The sequence below is a fragment of the Ruegeria sp. YKSF131 genome, from assembly GCF_059612645.1.
Genome location: NZ_JBXWQZ010000089.1, coordinates 1 through 11998 on the forward strand (window position 1 = coordinate 1; position 11998 = coordinate 11998).

General features: G+C 59.4%; 13 protein-coding genes. 6 read left to right on the forward strand and 7 right to left on the reverse strand.

Annotation, left to right across the window (positions count from 1 at the left end; all coding sequences use genetic code 11):
* From AC2FLZ_RS20560 to AC2FLZ_RS20575, 4 genes are all read left to right on the forward strand, one after another.
* Positions 1-224 (forward strand): TIM barrel protein (locus tag AC2FLZ_RS20560; protein WP_496882692.1); only part of this gene is annotated, 224 nt, incomplete at its 5' end.
* Between the two features lie 47 nt (positions 225-271).
* Positions 272-1453 (forward strand): phytanoyl-CoA dioxygenase family protein, encoded by a 1182-nt coding sequence (locus tag AC2FLZ_RS20565; RefSeq protein WP_480518584.1) that lies wholly within the window; start codon positions 272-274, stop codon positions 1451-1453.
* A gap of 48 nt (positions 1454-1501) precedes the next feature.
* Positions 1502-2308, forward strand: a complete 807-nt coding sequence (iolB, locus tag AC2FLZ_RS20570; protein WP_480518586.1) for a 5-deoxy-glucuronate isomerase — start codon at positions 1502-1504, stop codon at positions 2306-2308.
* Complete coding sequence (locus AC2FLZ_RS20575; RefSeq protein WP_496715416.1) at positions 2305-3063, forward strand: SDR family NAD(P)-dependent oxidoreductase; 759 nt, start codon at positions 2305-2307, stop codon at positions 3061-3063. The genes iolB and AC2FLZ_RS20575 overlap by 4 nt, the downstream gene beginning before the upstream one ends.
* A 15-nt stretch (positions 3064-3078) precedes the next feature.
* Here the strand turns inward: AC2FLZ_RS20575 and AC2FLZ_RS20580 are convergent, their stop codons facing one another.
* The 3 genes from AC2FLZ_RS20580 to iolC are packed head-to-tail and all read right to left on the reverse strand — an operon-like array spanning position 3079 to position 5741.
* Positions 3079-3918, reverse strand: coding sequence for a class II fructose-bisphosphate aldolase (locus AC2FLZ_RS20580; protein ID WP_496715417.1), 840 nt, complete (start codon positions 3916-3918; stop codon positions 3079-3081).
* Positions 3915-4751, reverse strand: coding sequence for a 5-deoxy-glucuronate isomerase (locus AC2FLZ_RS20585; protein ID WP_480475288.1), 837 nt, complete (start codon positions 4749-4751; stop codon positions 3915-3917). Before AC2FLZ_RS20585 ends, AC2FLZ_RS20580 begins: the two co-directional genes overlap by 4 nt.
* A 9-nt stretch (positions 4752-4760) precedes the next feature.
* Positions 4761-5741: a 5-dehydro-2-deoxygluconokinase gene (gene iolC, locus AC2FLZ_RS20590; protein WP_496715419.1), complete on the reverse strand. Its 981-nt coding sequence runs from the start codon at positions 5739-5741 to the stop codon at positions 4761-4763.
* A gap of 111 nt (positions 5742-5852) precedes the next feature.
* Here iolC and AC2FLZ_RS20595 point away from each other — a divergent pair, with 111 nt between their 5' ends.
* A complete protein-coding gene (locus AC2FLZ_RS20595; RefSeq protein ID WP_496882693.1) occupies positions 5853-6956 on the forward strand; it encodes a Gfo/Idh/MocA family protein in 1104 nt (367 codons plus the stop codon).
* 37 nt (positions 6957-6993) lie between these two features.
* On the forward strand, positions 6994-8127 hold the full coding sequence (locus AC2FLZ_RS20600) for a Gfo/Idh/MocA family protein (RefSeq protein ID WP_480518598.1): 1134 nt from the start codon (positions 6994-6996) through the stop codon (positions 8125-8127).
* Here AC2FLZ_RS20600 and AC2FLZ_RS20605 read toward each other — a convergent pair whose 3' ends face one another.
* From AC2FLZ_RS20605 to AC2FLZ_RS20620, 4 genes are all read right to left on the reverse strand, one after another.
* Positions 8128-9126 carry a LacI family DNA-binding transcriptional regulator gene (locus AC2FLZ_RS20605; RefSeq protein WP_480518600.1) on the reverse strand — a complete coding sequence of 333 codons (999 nt, stop codon included), beginning with the start codon at positions 9124-9126 and terminating at the stop codon, positions 8128-8130. It lies immediately after the preceding gene.
* A gap of 225 nt (positions 9127-9351) precedes the next feature.
* Positions 9352-10134 carry an arginine deiminase family protein gene (locus tag AC2FLZ_RS20610; protein WP_496882694.1) on the reverse strand — a complete coding sequence of 261 codons (783 nt, stop codon included), beginning with the start codon at positions 10132-10134 and terminating at the stop codon, positions 9352-9354.
* Between the two features lie 3 nt (positions 10135-10137).
* Positions 10138-11742: a 5-guanidino-2-oxopentanoate decarboxylase gene (locus AC2FLZ_RS20615; protein ID WP_496882695.1), complete on the reverse strand. Its 1605-nt coding sequence runs from the start codon at positions 11740-11742 to the stop codon at positions 10138-10140.
* Positions 11739-11998 (reverse strand): aminotransferase class I/II-fold pyridoxal phosphate-dependent enzyme (locus AC2FLZ_RS20620; protein ID WP_496882696.1); only part of this gene is annotated, 260 nt, incomplete at its 5' end. The genes AC2FLZ_RS20615 and AC2FLZ_RS20620, both read right to left, overlap by 4 nt.

Consider the following 11998-nt stretch of genomic DNA (forward strand, 5'->3'; position numbering starts at 1 on the left):
GCTTTCTGGATGCCGTAATTGCCGGCGCATTCACCGTGCCGGGTGATGGCTGCATCGACTTTCAGGCCGTAGCCAACGCGTTGAAAGCAATGGATTACAGCGGCTGGATCGTGGTCGAGGCAGAGCAGGACCCCGCCAAGGCGCCGCCCTATGAGTACTCCAAATTGGGCTATGACCACATCGTCGAGGTTTGCGGCAAGGCAGGGTTGGAGATCACCGTTTAATCACCGCCCCTCGGGGCAACACCGAAGCCATGAAAGAGGAGTTTGTCATGGTACATCAAGACCTTGGATATGTCGGCTATTTTGACCGGGAATCCTGTGATCTGGATGAATTCAAGGTGTTGACTTCGCAAAACCTGACAACCGGTGCGGTTCCTCATGCCGCATCGGTGCAAAAGAACGTTCCGATCTATGATATGCACGCTCTGCGCCCGGCGCTGGAGAAGGCAGATCAAAGAAAAGCGCTGCTGGCGGAATGGGCAGGGGTGTTGGATAAATCTGCGGGTGTGATCGTTCTAAAAGGCGCATTTGCGGATACGTCCGTGATCGACCGGGCGACGGCTGTGTTCCAGCAGATCATCGTGGAAGAACGTCAGGGCGGGGCCGGAGAAGGCGACCACTTCGCGGCCTCGGGCGCGAATGACCGGATATGGAACGCATTGCAGAAACAGTGCTTGCGCGACCCCGAGGGCTTTGCACTCTATTTCGGGAATGTGGCCATTGCAGCGGCTTGCGAGGCGTGGCTGGGGCCGAACTATCAAATGACCGCGCAAATCAATCAGGTGCGCCCCGGCGGCAAGGCACAGCAGGCGCATCGGGATTACCATCTGGGCTTTCAAACCGCCGACAGCGCCGCCCGGTATCCGGCCCATGCCCATCTGGTGACGGCCTCGCTGACCTTGCAAGGCGCGGTTGCGCATTGTGACATGCCCGTGGAAAGCGGCCCAACCAAACTGTTGCCGTTTTCGCAGCTTTACGCGCCGGGATATCTGGCCTTTCACGATGCGGCACACCGGGCGTTTTTTGAAGAGAACTACATTCAGTTGCCCCTTGCGAAGGGGGATGCGGTGTTCTTCAACCCGGCGCTGTTCCACGCTGCCGGGGAAAACAGCAGTACGGATATTCAGCGGATGGCGAACCTGTTGCAGGTCTCATCCGCTTTTGGCCGCGCGATGGAGATGGTTGACCGGCAGTCCATGTCGCAGGCGGTGTTTCCGTCGCTGGTCGCCCTGAAACAACGGGGGGCGCTGAGTGCGGCAGAGCTGAATGCCGCTATTGCCGCAACGGCTGAGGGCTATCCGTTCCCGACCAATCTGGACACCGACCCGCCGATTGGTGGCAACGCGCCCGAAAGCCAGGCCGACATATTGCACAGGGCCGTATCGGAAGGGTGGGCCGAGGCTCAGCTGTCTGCCGCGCTTTTGGCCCTGCAAGCACGGCAAGCGGCCTGAGGGCAATACAGGCGGGCCGTTTAGGCCCGCCCAATAAGGAGAACAAGAATGGCAGATCTGCTGAAGAAGCCTATTGGAACCCGTGGCAAAGTACATGACATCACCCCGGACAGTGCCGGATGGCGATATGTAGGTTTTGGGCTCTATCATCTGCAAGCGGGCGACCGGGCGGCCGAGGCGACAGGAGACCGCGAAGTCATTCTGGTGATGGTCGAAGGCAAGGCGCGGATCACCGGGGCCGGGCAGGACTGGGGCGTGTTGGGCGGTCGGATGAAAGTGTTCGAAAAGACACCGCCGCATAGCCTGTATCTGCCCAACGGAACCGAGTGGGAGGCTGTGGCGGAAACCGACTGCGTTGTGGCGGTGTGCTCGGCCCCGAGCAAGGGCGGCCACAAAGCGCGCCGGATCGGGCCGGATGGCATCACCCTGACCGAACGCGGCAAGGGCGTGAATACGCGATATATCAACAATATCGCGATGGAGAACGAGGATTATGCCGACAGCCTGCTGGTGACCGAGGTTTTTACGCCCAATGGGCACTGGTCCTCTTACCCCAGTCATCGACATGATGAGGATGATTTTCCCCGCATCACCTATCTGGAAGAGACGTATTATCACCGCCTCAACCCGGCCAACGGGTTCGGAATTCAGCGGGTCTATACCGATGATGGCCAGTTGGATGAGACGATGGCTGTCTCCGATGGCGATGTTGTGACTGTTCCGCGCGGCCATCACCCTTGCGGCGCGCCCTATGGGTTTGAGATGTATTACCTGAACGTCATGGCGGGCCCCCTGCGCAAATGGCGGTTTGCCCTGGCCCCTGAGGTCGAATGGATCATGGAGCGTGACGGATGAGCCAAGACTTCGCCAATTACCCTAGCCTTGCGGGCAAAACGGTTATCATCACGGGCGGGGCCGGGGGAATTGGTGCGGAAACCGTTCGCGCCTTTGCCGCGCAAGGGGCGAAGGTCGGGTTTCTGGATATCAATGCGGATGCGGGCCATGCTCTGCTGGCGGACCTGGACGGTGAACACGCCTTTGCGCAATGTGACCTGCGCGATATCGAAGGGACGCGGGCTGCGCTGGAGCAACTGGTCGAGGAGCTGGGCGAGGCGGATGTGCTGGTCAACAACGCCGCCCAGGATGACCGCCACGACTGGCGCGAGGTGACGCCGGACTATTGGGATGAGCGGATGGCGACCAATATCCGCCATATGTTCTTTGCCATTCAGGCTGTGGCCCCGGGTATGATCGCCAAGGGCGCAGGTTCGATCGTCAACATAGGATCGAATTCCTGGTGGGAGGCCGGGGCAGGTTTTCCGGCCTATGCCACCGCCAAATCGGCGGTGCATGGCCTGACCCGCACCATGGCGCGCGAATTGGGCGATCACAGCATTCGTGTGAACACGGTGGTGCCGGGCTGGATCATGACCGAGCGCCAGAAGAACCTCTGGGTCACGCCCGAGGCGCTGGCCAAACAGGTCGACCGCCAATGCCTGCCCGATCCGATTGAGCCTGTCTATGTCGCGCGTATGGTGCTGTTTCTGGCCTCGGACGACGCCGCCATGTGCAGCGCGGGCAACTTCATGGTCGAGGGGGGTTCGATCTGAGGACGAAAGCGCGCGTCAACGTTGCGGCGGCGCGCCAAAGGTACGGATGACCATCCGCGCGGCGGCTTCGACCGGATCGTGGGTTTCTTTCAGGATGGTCACGCGGTCAAATCGTTCGGGATCGCGATTGACAGCGTCTCGCAGGGCATTGCCGAAGGCCATGCGCAGCTCGGTTCCGATGTTGAACTTGCAGATTGAGGTTTCGCGGGCCAACTTCATACGCTGATCTACCGGCACACCCGATCCGCCATGAATGACCAGAGGCACGGTGGTCAAGGCGTCGATCTCGGCAATGCGCGCTTCGTCCAGACCGCCTTCCTTGTTTTGTTGCAGGTGGACGTTGCCAACCGATATCGCCATCCCATCCACACCGCTTTCACGTGCGAACTGGGCCGCTTCTGCCGGGTCGGTGCCGTTTGATCCTTCACCGCCCGAGTACCCGACAAAACCAATCTCGCCTTCGCAGGAAATCCCTGCCGCATGGGCCATCTCGGCAATTGCGGCGGTTTCATCGATGTTTTGCTGCAGGGGTTTGCGCGACCCGTCGAACATCAGGGACGTAAAACCGCTGTCGAGCGCGATCTTGCAGTCTTCGAACGTATAGCCGTGATCCAGATGCGCAACGACGGGCACCGAGGCGTTTTCCGCCAGATACCGGAACATCTTGCCCAGTACGGGTAGCGGAGTGTGGTCGCGGCAGCTGGGTCCGGCTTGCAGGATCACGGGCGCATTCTCGGCCTCGGCCGCGGCCACATAGGCGCGCATATCTTCCCAGCCGAGTGTGACCAGCCCGCCTACGGCATAGCCCTGTTCATAAGCGGGTTGCAGGACGTCTTTCAGCGTGACGAGGGTCATTTGAATTTCGCAATCATGTCTTTGATGCCGGGAATGGTTTCGATCTGATAGGCATGTGTGGGCTGGAAATACTGCACCAGAGAACGCTGGGTCAGGCCGCCGAGGATGGTGAAATAATACATCTCGTACCCCGGCAAAACGCAGCAGGGGTGATAGCCCTTGTCGATGCAAACGGTCGATCCATCCACGATGTGATAGGCGTCGCCCGGCTGGTTATCTTCGCGCTGAAGCATCTGTAGACCCGAGCCCCAGTTGGGTTTGAACCGGAAATTGTAGGTCTCGTCGTGGCGGGTCTCATCCGGCAGGCGGTTGGTGTCGTGCTTGTGGCTGGGAAAGCCCGACCAGCCGCCCTGACCGACGGTGAACAGCTCGCTGACCAGCAGGCGACCGACCTTGTCGTGTTGCTTTTGGCCAAGGATGTGTTTGATCTTGCGGTGGGTTTTGGTGTCGTCGCTGCCATATTGCACAAGGTCGTGTTCGCGCACATCGAACGGGTCCAGCACCTTGTCATATTTCGCACCGGCAATGAACACCTCGGTCGCGTCAGAAAGGCAGACCATCTGCACCTTTGCGCCGACGGGAACATAGACGCCCTCGGGCTCGCCATCCCAGACATCTTCGCCCCGGTTGCCCAGCCTGGGGAAGGAAACGCCTTCGACATCCACATCGACGCTGCCGGTTGCAGGGACGATGCAGGTCTCGTAGCCCGGCACCCGGTATTCGAACGCCTCGCCTTTTTTCAGTTTGACGATGTTGAAATAGTTCAGCGGAACGGTCGGATCGCCGGCGTCAACGATGGGCTTGTTCTGATTGTCATAGGGCGCGATATGCATGGGATACTCCTATGTGGTCGGACCGGAGTGAGAGGCAAGGAACGCGTTCAGTTCGGGGGTCGTGGGCATAGCGGGGGCGCAGCCGGGTTTGGATACGACAATGGATGCGCAGGCAGAACCGCGCATCACCGAGTCTTTCAGCGCGTGCCCCGCCGCGATCGAAGCCAGAAGCCCTGCCATGAAACTGTCACCGGCCCCGACGGGCTTGATAGCGTCCACTGGGTAGATCCCGGTTTTGATTTCCTGCCCATCCGCCAGCGTCACGGCGCCTTTTTCGCCCATCTTGTAAATGACGACCCGGCCCGGTTTTTTGGCGAGGTCCTGTGCCTTGGCAAAGCCCTTTTCCAGACCTCCGGCCATGAAGCCGAACTCTTCATCATTGCCGACAATCAGGTCACTGGCTTCGCCCGCACGGGACAGAACGTCAGCGGCAATTTCCGGCGAAGGCCAGCTGTAGGGGCGGTAATCAACATCGAAAATGATCGGAAGACCAGCTTTGCGCGCATTTTCAAACCCTCGGAACGTGGCGCTGCGCGAGGGTTCGGATGCAAAGACGGTGCCAGCCGAAATCAAGGCCGAGAAGGATGAGTAATCAACCCTGTCCACATCCGCGTCAGTAACCTGAAAATCGACCGCTCCGTTGCGGTAGATGACATTCTGAAAGTTCTCGGTCCGGCTTTCATACAGGGCCAGAGAGGTGCGATACTCGCCCCCCAACACGCGGATATAAGAGGTATCTACCCCGTAATGTTGCAACCGGTTGAGGCAGAACCGACCAATTGCATCGTCCGAGATGGAGGTGATCAAGGATGCCTGGCTGCCCAGCTTGACCAGACCGGCACAGATATTCGCGGACGAGCCGCCAAGATCGGCATGGAACGTATCGGCCTCTTCGCTTTTGACACCGACCGGGTCTGCGTAAAGGTCCATACCCGCACGCCCCAGAACGGCAAAGCGATTTCCTTTGATACCGTCTATCAAAGCGCTCACGTCATGTCCTCCGGCAAAGTGGGTGGGCAAAGTTTGGACCTTGCGTTGAATCGATTCACACGATACTGATTTTGCAACCGGTTGCAAACACAATGTGCGAGGCCATGGCAGATGCCTGAAATCGGAGTGGGAATCGTGGGTGGCGGTTATATGGGCAAGGCCCATTCCGTCGCGATGTCGGCCGTCGGAGCGGTGTTCAACACGGCGTTGCGCCCCCGGCTTGAGGTCATCTGCGCGTCGAGCCCGGACAGTGCCGAACGCTACCGGGCGGCCTATGGATTTCAGCGGGCAACCGATGACTGGCGCATGTTGGTTGAAGACCCCAAGGCCGAGGCAATCGTGATCGCCTCGCCTCAGTCAACACATCGTCAGATTGCCGAAGCGGCTTTTGCCTTAGGCAAACCGGTCTTGTGCGAGAAACCACTGGGCGCATCGCTTGAAGACAGTCGGGCGATGGTTGCCGCGGCTGAGGCTTCGGGGGCGGTGAACATGGTGGGGTTCAACTATATCCGCACACCCGCCAGCCAATATGCCCGCCAGTTGATTACCGATGGCGCGATTGGTGACATCACGTGGTTCCGGGGCGAACATACCGAGGATTTCTATGCAGATCCGCAGGCCTCGGCCACCTGGCGCACGACCGGTATGGCCAACGGCACAATCGGCGATCTTGCCCCGCATATGGTCAACGGCGCATTGGCCTTGGTCGGGCCCATTGCGCAGGTGATGGCCGATGTTGAGACCGTTCACAAAACCCGCCCCGGTGGTGCGGTAACAAATGACGACCATGCCCAGATGATGTGCCGGTTCGAAAACGGGGTCATGGGAAGCCTGTATTTCAGCCGCGTCGCGACGGGGCGGAAAATGGGCTATGCCTATGAAATATCAGGTACAAAAGGCGCGCTCCGGTTCGATCAGGAGGACCAGAATGCGCTGTGGCTGTACAAGCGCGAAGGGCCCGAAGCCGCGCGCGGGTTCACCAAGATCCTGACTGGCCCAGCGCACCCGGATTATGAGCCCTTCTGTCAGGGTCCGGGTCACGGAACCGGCTATCAGGACCAGATCATCATCGAGGCCAAGGACTTTTTACAGGCCATCCATACCGGCGAGGCGATCTGGCCCACGTTCCGCGACGGGCATGAGGTCAATCGTGTGCTGGCCGCTGCGCTGACCTCGTCCGATCAGCGGCAGTGGCAGGACATTAGCGATTTCTGATCGCTCTACGTGACAATTCCAATGAGAGACAATGACCATGGCTAAGTTGAGATGGGGCATGATCGGGGGTGGTGAAGGCAGCCAGATTGGCCCAGCACACCGCCTTGGGGCGCAGGCGGACGGGTTGTTCGAATTTGCGGCTGGCGCGCTGGATCACCGGCCCGAGGTGGGCCGCGAATACGCGCAGCGATTGGGTGTTGCTGCCGATCGTGCCTATGGCGATTGGCAAGAGATGCTGGCGGGCGAAAAAGACCGCGAGGATCGGATTGATCTGGTAACCATCGCGACGCCCAATTCGACCCATTTTGAGATTACCAAGGCCTATCTTGAGGCAGGCTTTAACGTGTTGTGCGAAAAGCCGATGACCATGACGGTGAAAGAGGGCGAAGAGATTGTGCGCGTGGCCGAAGCCTCGGGCAGGATCTGTGCAGTGAACTACTGTTATTCCGCCTATCCGATGGTGCGTCAGGCCCGTGCGATGGTGCGCGCAGGCGATATCGGCAAGGTGCGTCTGGTGGTGACCAATTTCAGCCACGGCCATCATGGCGATGCCACAGATGCGGATAACCCGCGCGTGCGCTGGCGCTATGACCCTGCGATGGCCGGGGTTTCAGGGCAGTTTGCCGATTGCGGCATCCATGCGTTGCACATGGCCAGTTTCATCTGTGACGATCAGGTGAAAACCCTGTCTGCCGACATGGCCTCGACCATCGTCAGCCGTGAGCTGGAAGATGATGCAATGATCAACTTCCGGATGGAGGGCGGCACGGTTGGACGCCTTTGGACGTCATCAGTGGCGATCGGGCGGCAGCATGGCTTTGACATTCAGGTCTTTGGCGAAACCGGTGGGCTGCGGTGGGCGTCCGAACAGCCCAATCAGTTGATCTATACTCCGGTCGGCGGGCGTACTCAGATCATCGAAAAGGGTGAGGGCGGTCTGCACGATGAGGTGCAACGCCTGTCGCGTGTCGCCATTGCGCACCCCGAGGGTTTTCCGCTGGCGGTCGCCAACATCTATTGCGATCTGGCGGATGCGATCCGTGGTGAAAGACGCGACGGTCTGCCCGGTGCGGCAGATGGGCTGCGGTCCATTGCGGCCGTCCACGCGGCTGTTGCGTCGGGCAAGGCCGATGGCGCATGGCAGGACGCGCGCCCGCCGATGTTTCGCTGATCAGGGGCGGGGCCGCAATGTGCCCCGTTCGATCACGCGGCAGGGGAAAATGCGGGCCTCGGGATAGCGCTGAGGCTCTTTCAGCATCTCAACGACCAGATCGACGGATGAAGTGATGATCTGTTTGATCGGCTGGTGGATCGTTGTCAGGTTAACGCTTTCCCAGCGCGACATCTCCATGTCGTTCAGACCGATGATTCCAATGTCCTGACCCGGTTTCAGCCCGTGATCGGCCAGTGCGGACAATGCGCCAACAGACAGGATGTCATCGCCGCAGAAATACGCCTCGGACGGGGTGTTGGCCAACAGGCGCAACATTTCGGCGCGGCCGGCCTCGAAGGAATAAGCCCCTGCGAAACAATGGCTTACTTCGATATCGGGGTGGTCTGCCAGTTCTTCCATGAACCCGCGATACCGGTCAAGTGCCGAGGTTGCATCTTCGGGCCCGCCCAGATAGCCGAGACGCTTGTATCCGCGCGCCAAAAGCTCGCGCGCGGCCATGCGCCCGCATTCGACGTTGTCGATTCCCACCACATGCACTTCGGGCGAGGTGGCCGAGCGGCCAAATGTATGCACCACCGGTACGCCCGCATCGTGGAACGCCTTGGCAAAGCTGGGCGGCAGCGTCGAAGACGCAACGATGGCCGCGTCAACCGAATACTGGCGCAGCATGCGGACCGAGTTTGCGGGCTCGGTCTCGTCCGTCAGGTTCACAATCAAAGGGCGTAGCCCGCGTTCCTGCAAGGCGCGGGTGAACTGATCGAACACCTCAAGAAAAATAGGGTTGTGAAAGTTGTTCGAAATCAACCCGATCAGTTTGGTGCGCCCGGTTGTCAGGGACGAGGCGAGGGCATTGGGGCTGTAGCCAAGCTCTCGCGCGGCCTTTTCAACTTTACTGCGTGTTTTTGCAGAGACCGAGGCGCCTTCGGTGAAGGTGCGCGACACCGCAGATCGCGATACGCCAGCCAAGGCGGCGACGTCTTTCAGGGTCACGCTCACGCAGTGCGGCTCCGGTCGTTGATGGTCAGAGATATCAAGGTGTTTTGCATCAGAGCTTCATTATGCACCATCGCAAAAGTCTTGCAACCGGTTGCAGGTCGCACTTGGCGGACGAGATCATCGACAGCCACCTATGTTTATGAGCGAATGGCGGGAAAGGAAAGACCGGTACGGGCGACAGTTTTCGCAAGAAACACCAAGGATCGAACGCTACCGGTTACACTCCTAAAATCTTAGCGAAAGGCAGGACATTCCTCCATCCAGCTTTGCGCAGTCGATGTTGTCGATTTCAACGACCTCATACCCTTCACGATCTAACATCTCAGCTGTGCGTGGGAAGCCAGCGGCTATCAGCACCAGATTGTTGAAGCGGATCGCATTGGCGGCAGCTTCCTCTCCGTCCGCAACATGCAGCACCCGGTAGCCCTCGAAACAGCCCGAGGCATCCAGCCGTCGGGTCGACAGTATTGTTTCGGCGTCCATCAGTGAACAATCTGTCTTGAAGTGTAAGACGCCCTCGGGCGTGAACACCTCGCGCAGTTTGTGCCCCCACTCCGAGGTGATTTTCGCCAGCTCGGCGACACCTTCCGCGTCGGTACGGTCTGACCGGCCCACCAGAATTTCGCGACCGGTAACAAGGATATCTCCACCCTCGATATGGCCGGGGCCCTGGATTTCCAGAACCGTATCGTAGCAGCCGTGAAGGGTCGGTGCCATTTCAGCCACTTCACCCATCCGCGAAGGTGCGCCAGGTCGCATCAGTATCGCACCTTGCGGCAGGCAAAGGGCTGTATCCTCGACAAATTGTGCGTCGGGAAACGCGTTCAGGGGATCCAGTTCGATTACCTCGGCCCCGGTGCTTCTCAGTGCTGCCACATATGCCTTATGCGCCGCTGTCATCCCGTCGAAATCCGGGTTTCCGATATCTTCTGCACGCAACCCGCCTGCAATAGTCGGAGCCGGACGGCGGGTGATGGCGCGGGAAAACTCAAAGGTTGGGTCTGACATGTTTCAATCTTTCTGAGCTGCGAATTTCGGAGTGGTGACTTCGATCATTACCGGCCCGTTCTGGGCGGCAGTTTGGCGCAATGCCTGCGCGACAGCCTGCGGTTCAGCTGGAACCGAAGCGAATGGAATGCCGTATGACTTGGCCGTTGCTGAAAAATCGGGAGGCGAGGGATCACATCCTATGACTGTTACGCCCGCATCCTGCATTGACGTGGCAATTTCCTGGTATCCATGATTGTTCCAGATCACGAAGGTGACCGGCAGGTCTTCGTCGACTGCTGCCATAATCTCAGGCAGAGAAAACTGGGCGCCTCCATCGCCCGCGATGCATATCACACGTGCTGTGGGATCGGCGACCGAAGCGCCGATGGCTGCGGGGATTCCATAGCCCAGTGCGCCGTACCCAGTTGCCGCGTTAAACCAGCCTCCGGCCCGGTCGTGGTCGTAGAAAAGATTGCCGGCATAGATCGGTTGGGTGGAATCTCCGACCATTAGCGCGTTCGGGAGCGCAGAGCGCATTGCGTTGAGGATTTCCACCTGTTTGCGATAGTCCGGACCAATCTCCGCCCAGGCGGCGTCACGTGTTTTGCCTGCACGTTCCGTACCATCGCTTTGCTTTGGCTTGTGCGGTAAAGCGTCACCCAGCGCTGATACAGCCAAGTTGACGTCACCTTGAATGATGAGCGCTGCCTCATGTCGCGTCAGTTGCTCGCTGCACCGATCAACCCGTATCAACCCTGACATTTCAGCAATTTGGCCGGTGGCATACATATCATAGTCGGTTGGCCCCAACTCAGTTCCCAGCGCAAGGACGCAATCGGCGCTTTCTATCAAGCCGCGTACGGCGTCCAGGCTGGGGCTTGCCGGAACGGTCAGCGGATGCCTGTGCATCAGGCCGCGCGCGTTGACGGTTTGCACCACGGGGGCATCCAGAGCTTCGGCCAGTGCCTGCAATCCAGCCTCTGCATGCTTTGCGCCGCCGCCCGCCAGAATGACAACGTTCTTCGCTTTGGCCAGTTGCTTTGCGGCTTGGGTGATCAAAACCGGGTCAATCGGGGAGACCGAGACAGGCGGTTCGACCGGTGTTTCCTGATATTCTGAAGCTGCGATATCTAACGGAACTTCGATATGCACCGGTCCGGGTCGACCGTTGGCGAGGGTGTGGAACACGCGGTCCAAGACCGGGTCCAGAGCGTTGGTGGCGGAAACTTGTTCGGACAGCAACACAACGGTCCTGGCCAGTCCCAACTGGTCTGGCAATTCATGCAGATGCCCTAAACCCCTGCCAAGAGATGCGGTTTTGTTGACACCGGACACCACCAGCATCGGTATTGAATCCGCGCGGGCCTGCGCCATCGGCGTCAATGTATTGGTCAATCCAGGCCCGGTGATCACAAAGGCCACACCCGGTTTGCCTGACACGCGCGCATAGCCGTCGGCCATAAACCCTGCACCCTGTTCGTGTCTGGGTGTAACGTGACGAATGCCCGAGCCTGCAAGCCCGCGGTAAAGCTCGACCGTATGAACGCCCGGAATTCCGAACACGCAGGTCACATCCTTTTGGCGAAGCCTTGCAACCAATGCTTCGCCCACGGTCATTTCACTCATGCAACCTCGCGTGATTTTCTGTTGGCGTGATCGATGAGGCGGGACACCGCAGTGGCAAAGTTGGTGTCACTGATCGTCAGGGCCACTCGCACCCAGTCTTTCAAGCTGTCCCCAAAGGCGGATCCCGGCATGACAGCCACCCCGGTCTGCAACAAGTCCCAGGCATAGGCTTCGCCGTCCAGCCCGGTGGCGGAGACGTTGATCATGGCGAACATTCCCGCCTGAGGCCGGTGAACGGTCAGATCCGTTTCTGCTT